This window comes from Halomonas sp. LES1, from assembly GCF_031846005.1.
Taxonomy (GTDB): Bacteria; Pseudomonadota; Gammaproteobacteria; order Pseudomonadales; family Halomonadaceae; genus Halomonas.
On record NZ_JAVRGC010000001.1, the window covers coordinates 773,151 to 790,922 of the forward strand.

Annotated in this window: 19 protein-coding genes and 1 pseudogene; 14 read left to right on the top strand and 6 right to left on the bottom strand. The window is 58.5% G+C overall.

The window, feature by feature from the left end; genetic code table 11:
• Positions 1-4: 4 nt before the first annotated feature.
• The 13 genes from RM463_RS03740 (at position 5) to RM463_RS03800 (ending at position 12,368) form a co-directional block, all read left to right on the top strand.
• Positions 5-2,065: a right-handed parallel beta-helix repeat-containing protein gene (locus RM463_RS03740; protein ID WP_311429025.1), complete on the top strand. Its 2,061-nt coding sequence runs from the start codon at positions 5-7 to the stop codon at positions 2,063-2,065.
• A 12-nt stretch (positions 2,066-2,077) separates the two neighbouring features.
• Positions 2,078-2,455: a hypothetical protein gene (locus RM463_RS03745; protein WP_311429026.1), complete on the top strand. Its 378-nt coding sequence runs from the start codon at positions 2,078-2,080 to the stop codon at positions 2,453-2,455.
• Between the two features lie 46 nt (positions 2,456-2,501).
• A complete protein-coding gene (locus tag RM463_RS03750) occupies positions 2,502-3,848 on the top strand; it encodes a phage tail protein (RefSeq protein ID WP_311429027.1) in 1,347 nt (448 codons plus the stop codon).
• An 11-nt stretch (positions 3,849-3,859) separates the two neighbouring features.
• Complete coding sequence (locus tag RM463_RS03755) at positions 3,860-4,159, top strand: hypothetical protein (RefSeq protein ID WP_311429028.1); 300 nt, start codon at positions 3,860-3,862, stop codon at positions 4,157-4,159.
• Positions 4,156-4,638, top strand: coding sequence for a tail fiber protein (locus RM463_RS03760; RefSeq protein ID WP_311429029.1), 483 nt, complete (start codon positions 4,156-4,158; stop codon positions 4,636-4,638). Before RM463_RS03755 ends, RM463_RS03760 begins: the two co-directional genes overlap by 4 nt.
• Before the next feature lie 127 nt (positions 4,639-4,765).
• The gene (locus tag RM463_RS03765) at positions 4,766-5,350 is read left to right on the top strand and encodes a hypothetical protein (RefSeq protein ID WP_311429030.1); all 585 of its coding nucleotides are present in this window, start codon (positions 4,766-4,768) and stop codon (positions 5,348-5,350) included.
• A 166-nt stretch (positions 5,351-5,516) separates the two neighbouring features.
• Entirely contained in the window at positions 5,517-6,692 is a 1,176-nt protein-coding gene (locus RM463_RS03770) for a phage tail sheath protein (protein WP_311429031.1), read from the top strand.
• Between the two features lie 40 nt (positions 6,693-6,732).
• On the top strand, positions 6,733-7,242 hold the full coding sequence (locus RM463_RS03775) for a phage major tail tube protein (RefSeq protein WP_287165193.1): 510 nt from the start codon (positions 6,733-6,735) through the stop codon (positions 7,240-7,242).
• A gap of 89 nt (positions 7,243-7,331) precedes the next feature.
• On the top strand, positions 7,332-7,640 hold the full coding sequence (locus tag RM463_RS03780; RefSeq protein WP_311429032.1) for a phage tail assembly protein: 309 nt from the start codon (positions 7,332-7,334) through the stop codon (positions 7,638-7,640).
• A 26-nt stretch (positions 7,641-7,666) separates the two neighbouring features.
• On the top strand, positions 7,667-7,786 hold the full coding sequence (locus RM463_RS03785) for a GpE family phage tail protein (protein ID WP_311429033.1): 120 nt from the start codon (positions 7,667-7,669) through the stop codon (positions 7,784-7,786).
• 12 nt (positions 7,787-7,798) lie between these two features.
• A complete protein-coding gene (locus RM463_RS03790; protein WP_311429034.1) occupies positions 7,799-10,429 on the top strand; it encodes a phage tail tape measure protein in 2,631 nt (876 codons plus the stop codon).
• Positions 10,430-10,908: 479 nt separating this feature from the next.
• Positions 10,909-11,352: a phage tail protein gene (locus RM463_RS03795; protein ID WP_311429035.1), complete on the top strand. Its 444-nt coding sequence runs from the start codon at positions 10,909-10,911 to the stop codon at positions 11,350-11,352.
• Positions 11,349-12,368 carry a contractile injection system protein, VgrG/Pvc8 family gene (locus RM463_RS03800; protein WP_311429036.1) on the top strand — a complete coding sequence of 340 codons (1,020 nt, stop codon included), beginning with the start codon at positions 11,349-11,351 and terminating at the stop codon, positions 12,366-12,368. Before RM463_RS03795 ends, RM463_RS03800 begins: the two co-directional genes overlap by 4 nt.
• 217 nt (positions 12,369-12,585) lie before the next feature.
• On the opposite strand, the gene RM463_RS03805 is transcribed toward RM463_RS03800, so the two are convergent.
• Entirely contained in the window at positions 12,586-12,939 is a 354-nt protein-coding gene (locus tag RM463_RS03805) for a S24 family peptidase (RefSeq protein WP_311429037.1), read from the bottom strand.
• 386 nt (positions 12,940-13,325) lie between these two features.
• On the opposite strand from RM463_RS03805, the gene RM463_RS03810 reads away from it, so the two are divergent.
• Positions 13,326-14,402 (top strand): type I restriction endonuclease, encoded by a 1,077-nt coding sequence (locus RM463_RS03810; RefSeq protein ID WP_311429038.1) that lies wholly within the window; start codon positions 13,326-13,328, stop codon positions 14,400-14,402.
• A 17-nt stretch (positions 14,403-14,419) separates the two neighbouring features.
• Here the strand turns inward: RM463_RS03810 and RM463_RS03815 are convergent.
• The 5 genes and pseudogenes from RM463_RS03815 to RM463_RS03835 form a co-directional block, all read right to left on the bottom strand.
• Positions 14,420-15,076: pseudogene (locus RM463_RS03815) on the bottom strand (SOS response-associated peptidase).
• Positions 15,077-15,081: 5 nt separating this feature from the next.
• On the bottom strand, positions 15,082-15,627 hold the full coding sequence (locus RM463_RS03820) for a hypothetical protein (RefSeq protein WP_311429039.1): 546 nt from the start codon (positions 15,625-15,627) through the stop codon (positions 15,082-15,084).
• Between the two features lie 43 nt (positions 15,628-15,670).
• Positions 15,671-16,630: a hypothetical protein gene (locus tag RM463_RS03825; RefSeq protein WP_311429040.1), complete on the bottom strand. Its 960-nt coding sequence runs from the start codon at positions 16,628-16,630 to the stop codon at positions 15,671-15,673.
• A 40-nt stretch (positions 16,631-16,670) separates the two neighbouring features.
• Entirely contained in the window at positions 16,671-17,033 is a 363-nt protein-coding gene (locus tag RM463_RS03830) for a hypothetical protein (protein WP_311429041.1), read from the bottom strand.
• A 99-nt stretch (positions 17,034-17,132) separates the two neighbouring features.
• Positions 17,133-17,624 carry a S24 family peptidase gene (locus RM463_RS03835; RefSeq protein WP_311429042.1) on the bottom strand — a complete coding sequence of 164 codons (492 nt, stop codon included), beginning with the start codon at positions 17,622-17,624 and terminating at the stop codon, positions 17,133-17,135.
• Positions 17,625-17,772 lie beyond the last annotated feature (148 nt).

Here is a 17,772-nt window from a genome sequence, read left to right on the forward strand (position 1 = left end):
CACCATGGAACTCAAACACTTCTTCGCCCAGGACATCGAAGGGAACGTGATTCCCAATGCCACGGTGTACGTCTACGAGGCCGGTGGCACCACCATCGCAACGGGCCTCGAGGATAAGGATGGCAACCCCCTGCCGGTCCCGTTCTACGCCAACGAGGACGGTCTTATTCAGTTCGCCGCGCCGGATGGTGTTTATGACATGCGGGTAGTCGATGGATTGCGTGACTACACCCTGAAGGTGCAGGCGTTCGATGCCAATCTAGTGCGCACCATCAATGTAGACAGCATGACTAAGTTAGATGAGATGAATAGCAGCGCTCTGATGGATGGGCAGACAGTCAGCATACAAGGATCAATTTTTACGCGGTCTGCAGGGCAATGGCGGCTTGACTCGTTACTTACGGCTGGAGCATTCGGCATTCTAGGAAATGGAGAAGACGAGACTAAAAGGGTTCAGGCCGCGATGGATTATCTGGGCGAGATCGGTGGCGGTACCCTAGATATTTCGGGAAGGCACATTACCCTTCTCGGGAAGATTAATGGGCATTCGAACACTCGGCTTTACGGCGGAGGCACCGGGGTGCTGGATTTTTCTCAACGTACCGAACCAGTGAACGGCGACCAGGCGCTGGTTACTTTCCGAGGAACTTCCTCACCAGTCATCCTGCTGACACAGGATGCAGTGTATGGCCAGAACGCCATTCATGTTCACGACGCATCCCAGTTTAAGGAGGGAGATCTTGTCGAAGTGAGCATGAACGACGAGGGATCGTATCCGGACACGTCGGTTGGCGTAAAGAGCGGACAGCTCAACATCGTCCAGCAGGTGGACGTTAGCAATAATCGCATCATTCTGGATACCATTATTTACGAGTTGAAAGGCTACTCCGTGGCAAACGGTGCGAGAGTACGCATTGTGGAACATCCAGTCGAAAACATCATAATCGAAGGTTTACGCGTTATCGGAGGCGGGCGCCCGGTGGAGAATTCTGGTGGAGATCTTGGCATTGGTATCTTCTTTGGTAGAAATGTGTCGGTGCGTGATTGCGTTATGGAACGCTGTGATGGCAAGTCCATCGAGGTTATCTCTTGCTACCACGCTTCCATTGAAAACAACGAAGTGTATCTTGACAAAATTGGTACAACTAACTCCAAGGTGTCTTACGGAATCTCATATTCATCCAGTTATTTCGTGGACATCACTCATAATAAGGTCGTTAACGCCCGTCATGGAATAATATCTTCGCACTTATCATCTTCTCTAGATAACAAATACTACGGAGTGAGTCGATTTATAAATATCGAGGGTAATTTTATAACGGGAAATTATGGTGACCTTTCAAGTTCAGGATACTCGTCATCCCATGCGGGGATTGCCACTCACACGGATGTCGAGCATCTTAAGATTAAGGGAAACACTGTCTCTGGCTGCTATCTTGGCATAAACCCCCGCACCTGGTTTATTGATATTGAAGGTAATACTATTGAAGGTTGCAAGAGCCATGGCATATATCTATCGGGCTCTTTTCATAACCTACTTTTCAAGAACAACGTGGTCCGTGAATGTGGAAGTTTTCTCGGATTTCAAAGCTCTACATCGGAAAATCAGCACGACAACCTTGTATTCGAAGGAAACCACTTCGTCAGCTCAAACGGGGTTTTCAGCATTGCCTTTTCCGAAGATATTGAGACGGGAATCTCTCGCGGCTTTGTTTTCAAAGGAAATGTCGTGGCGGGATCGAGATACACAGGATCGTACAATGCTGTGACCATCCTCGGTCGCGTTAGTGGCATTATTGAGGGAAACATATTATATGATAACGCTAGCGGTGACCTGAGAGTGGAACGCGCTACGGGACTTTATATAACGGATAACAGGATGGAAGGGGGAGTGTCAATACAGGAAACTGATAAAACATGGTTAATCAACAACCTCGCTGGCTCAGTGGGATTATCTAAAGGAAACACCAACATGCTGGTTGAGGGAAACAATGTCAAAAAATTAATACTCAATGACCCCAGCAACCACAGCAATTTCTTTTCAGGAAATACCATCTTAGGGTAAGGAGATAATGAAATGACAGGCACACTGGTATCACCGTCCCCTAAGGAACCGTTAAAAGCTATGGGGTTCTATTCATTTACGGTCTCCATCCCCAACAACGACTTTTATCGGTTTGATCCCCCGGGGTTAAAGGGTCACCTTTTTGTCGCATCAGGATCACAGTTCCATCACGGGATTTTTTACTTCATCCAAAACAATATAATAACCATTAGCAGTGGCGGAAAAACTGACGGAATCACTGGCGAATTGGATGGAAGCACAGGAACTTCCGGAAACACGACTGTGTCAGTCGATGTAACTAACGGAGGCATCTACATAGAAAACAGATCGGGAGACTCTATCCGCCTTACGGTTACTTTGCTCGCGGAAAATATCGCTGTCGAACACTGAATCATGGACTGTCCGCACTGGTCGACTATTTTTCTAGAGAGTATTTATGCCCTTCAAGACAATCCACACTACCTATGGCCTCACCTGCCTGGCCAAGGCTGAAACCACCGGTACACCGATCAACCTGGTCGCGATGGCCGTAGGCGACGGCAATGGCCAGCCGGTAGCGCCGAGTGAAGGCCAGACCAACCTGGTCCGGGAGCGTTTCAGGGACGCCCCGAACCGCATCTACCAAGACCCGGTCGAGAACACTCGTTTCACCGCCGAACTGGTCATCCCGGCAACGGAAGGTGGATTCGTACTGCGCGAGATCGGGGTGTACGACGACCAGGGCGGCCTTTTTGTGGTCGGCAATCTTCCCGACACCTACAAGCCCACTGACGCCGAGGGTGCCTATGCCGATACCGTGGTGCGCGTTGAGTTTCTTGTCAGCAACGCCGAGGTGGTCACCCTGCAGGTCGACCCCAACGTGGCCGTCGCCACCCAGACCTGGATCAGCAACAACATCACCGCCGGCACCCTGATCCCCGGCGGCACCACCGGGCAGCAGCTGATCAAGAAGAGCAACACCGACGGCGATACCGAGTGGGTCGATCCGGACGTGATCAATGTGACCGTCGACATCATCGACGAGCGCCAGACCCTCGCCGACGGCCAGACGGTGATCGATCTCGCCACCACCACCACCTACGGACTGGCGGTCTATATCGAAGGCGTGCGCCTGCTCGAGGGAAGCGGTGTCGACCAGTGGCAACCCGACGCCATCGTCGAGACCCGCCTGACCCTGGGCAAGAGCTACCCGGCCGGCACCGAGCTCTATGCCGTGCAGAACGAGCCCAGCGGCTCGGCCCCCGCGCCCCTGGAGCGCAGCAAGAACCTCGCCGACCTGCAGGACGTGCCCACCGCCCGCGCCAACTTGGGCGTCTACAGCAAAGCCGAGGCCGACCAGAAGGCCCCGGCTGGAATGGTCGCCCACTTCGCTCGCCAGACCGCCCCCAGCGGCTGGCTCAAAGCCAACGGCGCCGCGGTCAGCCGCGCCGCCTACGCCACCCTGTTCTCCGCGATCGGCACGACGTTCGGCAACGGCGACGGCTTCAACACCTTCAACCTGCCTGATCTCCGTGGGGAATTCCTGCGTGGCTGGGACGACGGCCGTGGAGTCGATGGTGGCCGCGGCTTCGGCAGCTGGCAGGCCGATGAGCTGCGCTCGCACAACCACTCCCTCTACGGCAACGATCGCGGCACTAATAGCGGCCAGAAGCTGGCCCCAGGTCTATATCGCGACGATGCCGAAGACTACGTGGGTGCCGCCGACGAGCGCACCATCCGCCACACCGGCGGCAACGAGACCCGTCCACGCAACCGGGCCCTGCTGGCCTGCATCAAGTACTGAGCGAGGTGACTATGCTCGTCTACCAATACGACCATGCCGGGCTCTATGTCGCCCCTACAGAGGCCGACGAATCGCCCCTCGAGCCCGGCATGTACCTGATCCCCGCGCGCTGCACCCCTACGCCGCCACCGGATGACCATCCCAACCACCAGTGGCCGCGCTGGAATGGCGCCGCCTGGGAGTTGGTGAACCGGCCGCGCCACACGTCCGAGCAAACCGAGAACGACGACCCTGTCGAGAAGCTGAAACAATTCCTCGCCGACAACCCCGACGTCGCCGAACTGCTCACCAATCAGGAGGCCCCCGCATGAGCCGTATCCTACAGATGTGGGAGGGCATGACCGGCACCGTGCTGCCCTACGCCCTGGCTACCGCCCCCACCGGGTGGCTGCTGTGCGACGGCGCGGCCCTCACAAGCGGCACCGCCGAACACCTTCGCCAGGCGTTGCTCGACGCCGGCAGCCCCTATGGCGACGACGGCAGCGGCAACCCGCTACTGCCCGACCTGCGCGGTCGCCACGCCCTGGGCGCTGGAACCGGCCCCAGCCTCACCGCCCGCGCCCTGGGCGATGTCGGTGGCGAGGAGGACCACGCGCTCAGCGTCGGCGAGATGCCCGAGCATGGCCACCTCGTGGATACCGACACCACCAGCACCGCCGGCAGCGACGGCATCGCCCCGGTGGCCAGCGGTACCGGCAGCGCCACGGTGCAGAGTGGCACCGCCGGCAACGGCGCCGCCCACAACAACATGCCGCCATTCGTGGTGGTGAACCACATCATTAAAATGTAAGTGAGCAGCTCACTAAAATGGCGAATATTTTTCCGATCGTTTTAGAAACTGCTGGAAGTGTGACTATGTTGAAGTCAACTGATTCGATAAGCTGGGCTCGAGCCTACGCCATCAAAGGGATTTTAGCATGCCAAGTAAGTACCCTAACCCTACGCCAGATGATGCGACCTGGTTTGATCACCAACAGCTCAATTTCTGGCTCTGGGCTTGCCTCCAAGACGCTGAGAAGTATCTATTCTTGAGCCGGTCAAGCCAAGATGCATTGGACAAGATGTTCGATGCTCCCCTTGAGAAAATGAAGGCAGCACAACAAGAGGCTGATAAGATCCAGAGTCATACGGACTTAGCTGCATATCACTTCATCGTGACCATGGGTAACACCCTTCGTCTGCTTGGCCGGGCACAGCATATGTTTCCAAGCATACAGCCCCCCTATAGCAGAGCTCGTCACATGAAGGGTGAGGGAAAAGAGCTCAGAGACATGATTGAGCACGCCCATGGCCATGGAGGTTATCTAGCAGGACAAGGAAAGCATCAAGAGAAGTTCGTGCGGGATGGGGCTCCGAGACCCGGAGTAACCGCAGATGCCATCTCCACCGTGATAGACGAAAATGGTCATTGGTTAGGGGGTAGGCTTTGCGTAGAAACAGTTGTGGAAGAAATCAGACACATCTATGAGGCCGCCCAAACTATAGATCCACCTACCGACTAACTTATGGATCGCAATTTTCCCGCCACTTGGCGGGCTTGATCATCCCGTGGTGTGAATCCCGCCTCTTACACCCGCCGCCGCTTACCCCGGCACTCCCTGCGCCGCACGATACCAGCGTGATTTCACGTTTCCGCTGAACCGTACCAAGCCCTGCGCAGGAGCCCACATGGCAACCGACTATCACCATGGTGTGCGCGTCATCGAGATCAACGAAGGCACGCGCCCGATCCGTACCGTCAGCACGGCGGTGATCGGCCTCGTCGCGACTGCCGACGATGCCGACACCGCCTTCTTCCCCCTGGACACCCCGGTGCTGGTCACCGACGTCTACGAGGCGCTCGGCAAGGCCGGCACCACCGGCACCCTGGCCCGCTCCCTCGATGCCATCGCCGACCAGGCCAAGCCGCTGATCGTGGTAGTTCGCGTCGCCGAGGGCCTGGACGAGGCCGAAACCAAGACCAACGTCATCGGCGGTGTCGACGCAACCACCGGCAAGAAGACCGGTATCAAGGCACTGCTCTCGGCCCAGCAGTCGTTCGGCATCAAGCCGCGCATCCTCGGCGTGCCCGGGCATGACGACGCCGACGTGGCCGCCGAGCTGATCGGCGTGGCTCAGCAGCTACGCGCCTTCGCCTACGTCAGCGCCTTCGGCTGTGTCACCGTCGACGAGGTGGTGATGTACCGCGAGAACTTCGGCGCCCGGGAGGTGATGGTGATCTGGCCCGAGTTCACCGGCTTCGACACCACCGCCGGCGAGACCGTCGAGCTCTCCGCCGTGGCCCGGGCCCTGGGGCTGCGCGCCAAGCTCGATGAAACCGTGGGCTGGCACAAGACCCTGTCGAACGTACCGGTGAACGGCGTCAGCGGGCTATCGAAGGAGGTCTACTGGGACCTGCAGAACCCTGCGACCGATGCCGGGGTGCTCAACGCCGCCGACGTCACCACCCTCATCAACCAGGGAGGCTTCCGCTTCTGGGGCTCGCGCACCTGCGACACCGATGGCCTCTTCCCGTTCGAGAACTATACGAGGACCGCGCAGGTCGTCGCGGACACCATGGCCGAAGCCTACCTGTGGGCCGTCGACAAGCCCATGCACGCCTCGCTGGTGAAAGACATCATCGAGGGCATCAACGCCAAGTTCCGCGAGTGGAAGGCGCTGGGCTACATCATCGACGGCAACGCCTGGTTCAACGAGCAGTCCAACAGCGAGACCACCCTCAAGGCCGGCAAGTTGTACATCGACTACGACTACACCCCCGTGCCGCCTCTCGAAAACCTCATGTTCCAGCAGCGAATCACCGATCAGTACCTGGTCGACTTCGCCGCACGGATCAACGGCTAACCACCGGTTCAGCACCGGGACCCTATAGGAGGCGCCAACGATGGCACTGCCCAAGAAACTCAAGGACCTGAACTTGTTCGGCAATGGCGACAACTGGCAAGGCCTGGTCGACACCCTGACCCTGCCCGCCCTGGCGCGCAAGATGGAGGAATGGCGCGGCGGCGGCATGGATGCGCCGGTCGACATCGACCTGGGCATGGAGAAGCTCACCTTCGAATGGACCATCGGCGGCCTGGTGCCGGCGATCTTCGATAACTTCGGCACCAACCGCCTCGACGCCGACCTGCTGCGCTTCGAGGGCTTCTACGAACGCGACGACGTGGGCCAGACCTCCGCTGTCACCGTGGTGGTGCGCGGCCGCCACCAGCAGATCGCCATGGGCGACGCCAAGGCCGGCGACAACACCGCCCACCAGGTCACCACCACCTGCAGCTACTACAAGCTCGAGATCGACGGCAGCACCGTCATCGAGATCGACGTGCCGGGCCTGGTGTTCAAGGTCAACGGCGAGGACCGCTACGCCGAGCGTCGCAAGGCGCTTGGCCTGTAGAGGCATGTCTCTAACCCCCAACCCACATGAGCGCGCCGGCCAGGGCGGGCGCGCCGCCCATCACTCCCCCCATTGCATAGGAAGACACCATGACCAAGGCACAGACCGCCCAGGCCATCAGCGAGACCATCACCCTCGACACGCCGATCGCGCGCGGCGAGACCACCATCGACGAGATCTCCGTGCGCAAGCCGACCTCCGGCGAGCTGCGTGGCGTGGCCCTGTCCGACGTGCTGCAGCTCCAGGTCGACGCCCTGGTGAAGATCACCCCGCGGCTGTCCAGCCCAGCGCTGACCGAGCCCGAGATGCGACACCTCGACCCCGCCGACCTGGTGCAGATCGGCGGAGTCATCGCCGGTTTTTTGCTGACGAAGCGGGCCAAGGGCGAGACCGAGTAAGTCTGCCCGACCACGTCGAGGAGGCGATGGCGGACCTCGCCGTCACCTTCCACTGGACGCCGGCGGACTGCGACGGCTTCTCCCTCACCGAACTGATGCAATGGCGCGACCGCGCCCGTCGCCGCACCCAGGGCGACGACGACTGACAGGAGCCGCCGGTGGCCAAACCGCTCAAACTCGAAGTGCTGCTGGGAGCGATCGACAAGGCCACCGGCCCGCTCAAGAAAATCACCGAAGGCAGCGGCCAGACCGCCCAGGCACTCAAGGCCAGCCGGGATGAGCTGCGCACCCTGGAGCGTGCCCAGAAGGACCTCAGGGGCTTTCGCCAGCTCAAGCAGCAATCACAGCAGACCAGCACCGCGCTCGAGGAACAGCAACGCGAGATCCGCGAGCTCTCGCGGCAGATGGAGCATGCCGAGGGCAGCACCCAGGCGCTGTCTCGCAAGCGGGACGCCGCCATCCGCCAGGCCCGCAAGCTGAAGGAGCGCTACGAAGGCGAACAACGGCAGCTGCAGCAGTTGCGTACCTCCATGCATCGCGTGGAGGGTGTCACCGGCAGCTACAGCGATCAGCAGCGCGAACTGACCCGCCGCATTCAGCAGGCCAACCAGCAGCTCGGACAACAGCAGCATGAGCTCAGCGAAACGGCGCGCCGCCAACGCCAGGCGGCCGATGCCGCCAAGCGCTACCAGCGGGCTACGGCACGCGGCAGGAGCATCGCCGGGGCCGGCGCCGCCGGTGCGGCCACCGGCGGGGTTGCGCTCACCGCCATGAGCGCTCAGGCACTCAGCAACCAGGCGAGCGGCTCACGCCTGGCCGCGCAGTTCGGCGAAGGTACCGAGGCCGCCGAGCGCTATCGCGAGGTGATCACCGGCGTGTACCGCACCGGCCGCGGCGAAGGACTCGAGGAGGTGACCAATGCCGTGGGCGCCCTGGGCGCGGCCTTCGGGTCACTGGAAGACCAATCCAGCGCCCAGCTACAGGCGATCACCGAGCGCGCCCTGACACTCTCGGACGCCTTCGGCATCGATGTGACGGAGGCCGCGCAAACAGCCGGCATCATGGTCCAGAACGGCCTGGCCAAGGACGCCACTGCCGCCTTCGACCTGATGACCCGAGGCTTCCAGGAAGTGTCGGTGGGCATGCGCCAGGAGCTGCCCGAGATTCTTCACGAATACAGCACCAACTTCCGTGCCCTGGGCATGGATGGTGATCAAGCCATGGGGCTGCTGGTCGCCGCCGCCGACCAGGGCAAGTTCGCCCTCGACAAGACCGGCGACGCCCTCAAGGAGTTCACCATCCGCGGCTCAGACATGAGCAAGGCCAGCGTCGAGGCCTATGAGACGATCGGGCTGAATGCCGAGCAGATGGCCAACGCCATCGCCAGCGGCGGCGACCGAGCCCACCAGGCCCTGCTGACCACAGCTCGCAGCCTGCTTGACATCAAGGATCCGGCCACACGCGCCAACACCGCCATCGCGCTGTTCGGCACGCCGATCGAAGATCTCTCCGTCGATCAGATCCCACAGTTCCTGCAGGCACTTTCCGGCACCGAGGATCGGCTGGGCCGAGTCGTCGGCGCGACTCGCGAGATGGGCGAGACCCTGGACAACAATGCCGGCGATGCCCTCAAGCGTATCCAACGCGCCTTGTCGGGCGCCTTTATGAGCGTACTGGATGACGTCCAGGATGAAATCATTGCGGTGAGTAACGCTGTGACCGGCTGGATCAAGGAAAACCCCGAGCTGGCCAGTACCCTCGCCAAGGCCGCCGCCGCCGTCACGGCGCTGGTGGCCGTGGGCGGTACGCTGATGGTGGTGCTAGGTTCCATCCTCGGGCCCATTGCGGCCGTGCGCTACGCCCTTACCCTGCTCTCCCTCAACCCGGCGGCACTGACCATCATGGGCATCGTCGCCGCAGCGGCCGCCCTCGCCGCCGGTGCCTACCTGGTCTACCGCAACTGGGACAAGATCAGCGCCTGGTTCGGCCAGCGCTGGGCTGATGTGAAGGCGGCGTTCTCCGATGGCATCGGCGGTGTCATGCAGCTGCTCGTCAACTGGTCGCCCCTCGGCCTGCTGTGGCGCGGCATCTCCACCGCCCTTGGTGCCCTCGGCATCGAGCTACCCGTCACCCTCACTGGGCTTGGCAGTGCGATTATCGACGGCCTGATAGGCGGTATCACCGGCGGCCTCAGCCGGCTCGGCGACGCCATCGTGGGGATGGGCGAGAGCATCAAGAACTGGTTCAAGGACGCCCTGGGCATCAACTCGCCCTCGCGGGTGTTCGCCCAGTTCGGCAACTGGACGGTGGAGGGGCTGATCGATGGCCTGACCAGCAAGATCGCCGCGCTCAGGGATCGAGTGGTGGGCATCGCCGACAGCGTGAAGGGCTGGTTCGCCGACGTGCTCGACATCCGCTCGCCCTCTCGCGTCTTCGCCCAACTGGGCGGTCACACCGTCGATGGCTTGAACGTGGGCCTCGATCGGCAACGCGACGAGCCCGCCAAGCGGGTACGCGACATCGCCCAGCGGGTCGCCCGGGCCGGTGCCGGCCTGGCCATTGGCAGCCTGGCAATGCCCGCCGCCGCGGATATCCCCATCGACCGCCGCCCGGCACTGTCCGCCCCGGCACCCAGCGCCCAGGCGGCCGGCGACAGTATCACTATCAATATCTACGCGTCCCCCGGTGGCGACGAGCATGCGATCGCGAGAGCCGTAAGTCTCGAGCTAGATCGGAGGCAGCAGGAGCAGGCTGCACGGCGTCGGTCTTCGATGCGGGACCTTGATTAAACATGGAGTCTAGCAAGACAAAAATCACATTTATTGGAACTCCTAGCAATGAGACCAGCAGAAGCACTAAAGCACTCGATAGTGCTATTTGAACCCCATACACCTGCTCGGAAAAAATCAAGTCAGGAGAAATAATCTGAAACACACGAGTAGAGACCACCAGTACGACAGTGTGAATTACTAATACAGCAGCACCAACTCGACTAACTCCTTTGAAATAAGAAGCCCCAAAAACTACAACGAGCAGAGTTAAAATATCGGCAACACCTACACGCTTCATCGCAGTGTACAGTGCAAAATCAGATACAGAACCGTTATTCGCAATCACCTTGAAAAACCCTACAACCATGACCGATAGGACTGAAACCTGAACAAAATAATGAAACACCGTTCTAACCCAGAGCTCGGTCTTAAAGAATTCCTTTTTACGGTTTCTTTCTCGAAGAAGTAAAAATCTATCCTTCAGATCGGTAAAAATCATGCTAATGGCACTCGGAATGTTCGTTTTTCAGACTCGTTCTATACCATACCAAGAACTACAACGGTCTACGCAATGGCGCCACGCCAGCCAGTCGCGGGTCGGCGATCGCCCGGCCTACCAGTTCGTGGGGCCCGGGGCCGACACCATCACCCTATCCGGCACCCTGCTGCCGGAGTTCACCGGCGGCCGGCTCGACCTGGACGAGATCCGCGACATGGCCGACGAAGGCAAGGCCTGGCCACTGCTCGAGGGCACCGGCCGGCAGTATGGCCTGTGGGTCATCACCGGCGTCAACGAGACCTCAAGCACCTTCTTTCGCGATGGCGCGGCCCAGAAGATCGAGTTCACCATCACCCTCGAGCACGTCGACGACCAGCGCACCGACCTGATCGGCAACCTCACCACCTACGGCGTCGCCCGTTTCGCGGGGGCCTTTGTATGAGCTCGTCTCGCGACAACGCCACGCCCTACCGCTACCGTCGCCCGAGCTATCGCCTCACCCTCGCCGGCGAGGACATCACCCCGCGCCTGAATGGCCGCCTGATCGATCTGCGCCTGAGCGAGCAACGCGGCCTCGAGGCGGACCAGCTGGACATCACCCTGGCCGACCACGATGGCGCCCTGGCGCTGCCCCGGCGTGGCGCCACGCTGCGCCTGGCCTTTGGATGGCAGGACGAGGGGCTGATCGACAAGGGCCTGTTCACGGTGGACGAGGTTCAGCACAGTGGCTCACCCGATCAGCTCACCCTGCGTGCGCGCTCGGCCGACATGCGTGGCCAGCTGCCCGGCAAACGCACCTTCAGCTGGCACGACCTCACACTGGAGGAGATCGTCGACACCATCGCCAAGCGCCATGGCCTGGAGCCGGTGATCGGCCAGACGCTGGGCGGGATTCGTGTCGGCCACATCGACCAGACCGAGGAATCGGATCTCAACTTCCTGACCCGGCTCGGCGAACGATTCGATGCCATCGCTGCGGTGAAGGCCGGGCGCATGCTGTTCACCCTCGCCGGCGAGGCGCTCACCGCCAGCGGACTGACGATGCCGGCGATCAGCCTGACCCGGAGCGACGGCGCCCAGCACCGCTACAGTATCACCGATCGCGACAGCTACACCGGCGTGAAGGCCTACTGGAACGACACCCAGGGCGCCGAGCGACAGATCGTCCTGGCGGGAAGCGATGATAATGCCAAACAGTTGCGCCCCACCCACGCCAGCGAGGCCGACGCCCTGGACGCCGCCCGGGCCGAATGGCGCCGCCTACAACGCGGGCTGGCCGAGTTCGAGCTGACGCTGGCCCACGGGAGAGCGGACGTGCTGCCCGAGTCACTGCTGCGGGTGCGCGGCTTCAAACCGGAGATCGACGCGACGCCCTGGTTGGTCACGGAGGTGGAGCATACGCTCGGCGAGAGTGGCTTCGGGACGCGTGTGCAGTGCGAGATAAAAGGCGCCGAATAACCATCAGAGAACAGTATCGAGATGGTCGCGTTCAAGCGAGTGTAGGCCGTCCTTGGCCACATGCTGAGCTCGACGGTGACGCATTCGGCCTCCCTGGCAGCGGTCCCCGGGATCCATCCCGGGCGCCCATGCTTCGACGTCACGCCCCAAGCATTGCCGCCAGTCGGACATCTCGCCGTAGGCGGTTTCCGCCGTGCCGTGTGGGAGATTGCCTACATCACGCCGCCGTTATCCGCGCCTTCCGCACCACCACTCCCCGTAAATCAGAATGCCGCGCCCAGATCGACTCCTTCGGCCCTGCGGTGGGGATCAGTCGCATTCGCCCGCCGATCCGGTGGCTGCTGAACAGCCGCTGCTCGCCATCCAGTTCCACCACCACCAGGTCGTCGTGCTGGGCTGGCTTCTGCTCGTCGACCACCAGCAGGTCGCCTTCCATCAGCGGGCCGCCCACACCGGCATCCTCGCTCACCTCCACCAGGTAGCAACTCGGGCGGAAGCGTGAGAGGTCGTAGCCTTCCAGCGCGGGGTGGTCGATGCCCAGACACGCCGGGCCCAGGTAGTTCACTCGCATATCGTCCCTGCCAATTCGTGATCCCGCCAGCAGCCGCGCCACGCCCGGCCCGGCCTCCTACGACCCCGGCGCACTGTTCATATTTGCGCTTGCCTAAAGGTGTGCTGCTGCCAAATACTGTACAAACAAACAGTACTTGACAAGAGGCACCGCCATACCACGCCCTGCCCCCTCCGCTAGCCACCATCCGCGCCGGCATCTCCGGCTTCCCCTCGCCGGCGGAGGACTACGTCGGTCGCAGGCTCGACATCAAAGAGCGGCTGGCTCATACCAAGGCATGACCCCGACAGGGCTCTGATTTGACTTTGGTCTTTTGGTACGTAGCGGTAAAGTCGAGTAGTGTAAGACTAGAAATGCCATCAAAAACAGAAACGCAGGGAGGCACAATGGACCTTAGCGAGAAACTGAACGGCATCGCACGCCGCGGTGAAGAACAGATTGACCATATCAAGAACGAGGAAGCGACCAAGACAGCCTTGGTTCTGCCGTTTATCGGCTCGCTTGGATACGATCCCTTTGATACACGCGAGGTGGTCCCCGAATTCACAGCGGATGTAGGCACCAAGAAGGGTGAGAAAGTCGATTACGCCATTCGTGCCGATGGCAACATCTCGATCCTCATGGAATGCAAGCCACTGGGTACCAACCTCGCCAATGTCCAATACAACCAACTCTACCGGTACTTTGCCTGTACGGATGCCAAATTCGCTATCTTGACCAACGGTTTTGAGTACCGCTTCTACTCTGACCTGGACTCTGAGAACAAGCTAGATACTCGTCTCTTTTTCACATTCGACTTGGAAGACTTCAACGAGCAGGATATCGAAGAACTTCAAAAATTCACAAAGCCCAACTTCGACGTAGACGCCATTCTCGGAACGGCAAATCGACTCAAATACACCAACCTTGCCAAACAGGCTATTGATGAAGTCTTCAAAGACACACCGGAAGAGTTCGTCAAGTTCATCGTGGGCAAGGTCTATGAGGGGCGCCAGACACGTCAAGTAATCGAGGAGTTTACCCCAATCATAAGTGAAGCTGGCAAGCTGTACATCAAGGAACAAGTCGCCCAGCGCTTACGTGGCGCCTTGGCAAGCAACGATATTGATATACCTCAGCCCACCACTGATCAAGAAACCCCCTCGCAGGGCGAAGAGACAGAGGATGACGGTATCATCACCACCCAAGAGGAGATCGACGCCTACAACATCGTCCGGTCACTCCTCGCGGAACAGATCGATGTCAGCAGAATCGCCATGCGGGATGCAAAGTCCTACTGCGCCGTCCTTCTCGACGATAATAATCGGAAACCGATCTGCCGCTTTCATTTCAACGCAAAGTCGGTCAAGCGAGTAGGCTTCTTCAACGAAAAGAAAGAAAGTCGCATCGATATAGACTCCGTCAGTGACCTCTTCCAGCACAAGGAGCAGCTAAAAACGACGGTCAGTGAATACCTCAAGTAGCAGCCACTCGCCAATTATCAGTTAACCTGCATCTCAATCAAGCCGGCATCGTCATTGGTCGGCTTGTTCACCCGCGTGCTCAAGGGCCAGTGGGTAATCCGCTCGGCGGACAGATGGTGCATGACGTGTCGTATCGTCTCACGATCGGTCAGGTGGGGATCGAGCCAAGGCTCCAGGCTCTCGGCGTCCAAGGCCAGCGGCATGCGCGAGTAAAACTCCGCCGCCACGCCGCGGGCCGGCTCGGTGAGGATGGCGCCAGGCTTGCCGTCCGGCCGCTCGCTCCAGATGCCCGCCAGCCAGATCGGCTCGCGGTCCTCGCGTCACAGGAAGTGCGGCTGCTTCCTGCCGTCCACCGGGAGCCACTCGTACCAGCCATCCGCCGGCACCAGGCAGCGGTGATGGGCGAACGCCCCGCGGAAGTAGTTGGAGGTGGCCACCTTCTCGACGGTGGCATTGATCGGCTCGGGCGCCTTCTCCTTCGCCCAGTGCGGCCGGTAGCCCCACCAAACCTCGTCCATCACCAGCGGCGCGTCATCGCTGAGATGTCGCACCGCGGTGATCCAGGTTCCCGGCGCCACGTTGTAGCGCGGCGTCAGCTCTCCCGGTTTCAGAGATAGGCGCAGAGCCTTGGAGAGCTTGGGATATGGGCTATAGAGAGCGAAGCGGCCGCACATCCCCCCTAGTGAGTTAACCAGACATCGAGATTTTGTTTTATGATCCTCAAACAATTAAAGAGAAGAAAAGTTGCAAAAATCACCAGCCATAAACAAAACAAAGTCGCATATATTGACTCAATCAAACCAATTGAGACCTGGGCTATCGCAGCAACCAGCGAAAAAACAATAGCGTAATAAATAAAATCACTCAACTGTTGAAGAGGAGCATATCGTTCCCGCCTTGACTGCTCAGGCGAAATGTTTCGACCTCTAATCTTTTTACCATGAAGCTCCTTATAAGCATCACTATCATAGACATTGTGTTTCATACTAATAATTATAAATGCTTTCAAGGACAACAAAAAAGCCCCTAACGATATATAACCTGCAAAAAGATGACCTCGGAGATTCTCTCCATAATATTCCGAAAACCCATTCATATGATAATGAAATATAGTCACGCAGTATCCAAAGAAATTTTCATCATAAAGGCACTCAACTTTACTGGTCAAATAGAAAGCAGCAACACAAAACCCTAAAAAAATCATAGCAAAAGAAGAAGCTGCCATCATGAAAACCTGGCTAAGCAAACTTTTTTTCACAAACCATGATCTAATCTTCTTCCACTTCCGAACCAAATATCTCATCATTGTCTTCGTTTTCCATAACTGAAATCAGCTCATCAAAAATCTGATGCCGAAAAAAATATTCGGCTCGAAGATTGTCAATCATCTTTGTAAGCTCATCGTAGTCATATTCTCCAAAATTGCTAGGAGAGTTAAAAAACTTGACAGGAATCTCACGGCCATCAGGACCTTCACAAAGAACTCTTCCTTTCTGGAGCCCATCCAGATCTGAAAGCTCAACGACATCATCAATAAGCGCCTGAAGTGGCCATCCCGGACCCAGCGTAAACTTCTGTGTAACACGCCTTGATTTATTAACAATAGGAACACCAGGGATAGCTTCGGAAGGCACTATAGCATCAAGCATAACCTCCACATTCTTAATTTTACGCATAGCAGCGAGAACTTCCTGCAGCCCTTCTCTCCGCGTAATTATTGAGAAGTAAAGTCGACCTTTGTACTTATTGCCAGATTTCCTCCTAATATAATCAATCCCCTTCATTGGCCAATTGGCATCGGGATGTTTTACATTCCTCTCTTTCAACCCATCCCTAAGCTCATAAAACCAAGACCTAAAAATACTACCCAACTCCTTTACAGAGCAAGAGTTATTGTAATGTGTATAAATACCAAGGCCATTGTCTTTCTTGATAACAAAAAAATTAAACTCTAGAAGCTTTTCTTCCCCGTGCAGATTCTCCCTTTTTATAATGTAGCTCCCACCTGCCTCCCTAAATTTAAGATAAGACTTTTGATTTTTTACTGTTATAATCATGCCAAGTCGATAGTCATCATTGAAACTATCATTAAAGAAAAAATACCTGGCACAGTGCTCGTACTCTATCTTGCGCGAGTTTTTTGTACCTTCCAAATACTTGAAAAAGTAAGGCAAGGTCACATAAGAGTTTTTCGAATATACACTAAATCCTGTCAGCGAAACCTGCATCCATGAACCCTTGGTAGTAAATCTATATATTTTTGAATCTTTAATGCATCACCGCATAGCCCTGGAGCGCAATGCCCCCAGCGATCTTCTCGCAGGTGCCACGCAGGTCCGACGTTTCCTCATAGGTCCAGAACTCGACCCCCTGGAAGGCGTGCTGGTTGAGCACGATCACCTTCTCGAGACCAGCCAAAGCTTCCGGGGAGTCGCAGAGAGCGGGGATCAATTCGGTGAAGGGCGCGTCATGCGGGGTGACTCGCTGAGCGGTGGTCACGATGGTGATCTCGGCCCCTTGGCGTTGAACATCAGCACCGGCATCAAGCCCATACACGATGCTGCTGACATTAGCGGCGGCAGCCATGCCGCTGAACAACATGGCTGCCAGCGGGAGGAATCGCGCTTTCATTCCCTGCGCCTCCTTGCGTTGGTGATTGACACCCTTTCCGGGCGTTCTTATCGATCGCGGCGGCTTCCCGCCGCTGTTGCATTATTGCAATAACCCCGGCTACGAGATCCGCCCGATGCGCACCTCGCAGCGCCCCAGGATCTCCACTTCGCGCATGCGCTCGGGCGGGATCATCTCGGGGCGGTAGTGCTCGTTATCGCTGATCAGGTACAACGCGCCGCCGGCCAGGCGCTGCACCCGCTTGATGCGCCGCTCGCCGCTGACAAGCAGTAGGAATACCCCTTCCTGGCGATAGTCGGTATCGGCCAGGTTGACCAGCACCCAGTCGCCATCGGCCAGGGTGTTCTCCATCGAGTCGCCGCGCACCTGGATGCCGGCCACTCGGGCGGGCGGCAGCCCCAGGGCCGCCAGATCCTGCGCGGGAAAATACAGGGTCGTCTTGATCGGCTCTCCCTCGAAGCTGCGCCCGGCACCGGCGGCGGCTTCGATGTCGTACATCGCCACCGGCACTGCCTCGGGGCTCGGCGTCTGGCTGCCCAGGCCAACCGGGGAGCCATCCTCGACGCGGAAGGCGGCCTGTTCCCGGGACAAAGAGGAATCCGAACGAATGCCTTCGATTACATACCTCACGTCTACCCCCGCCGATGCTACAGCCGACAGGTAGTCCGCTTTAGGGCTGCGCTTATCGCTTTCATAGAGCATCTGGGTGTTCTTCGTGATGCTGGCGATGTCTCCGAGC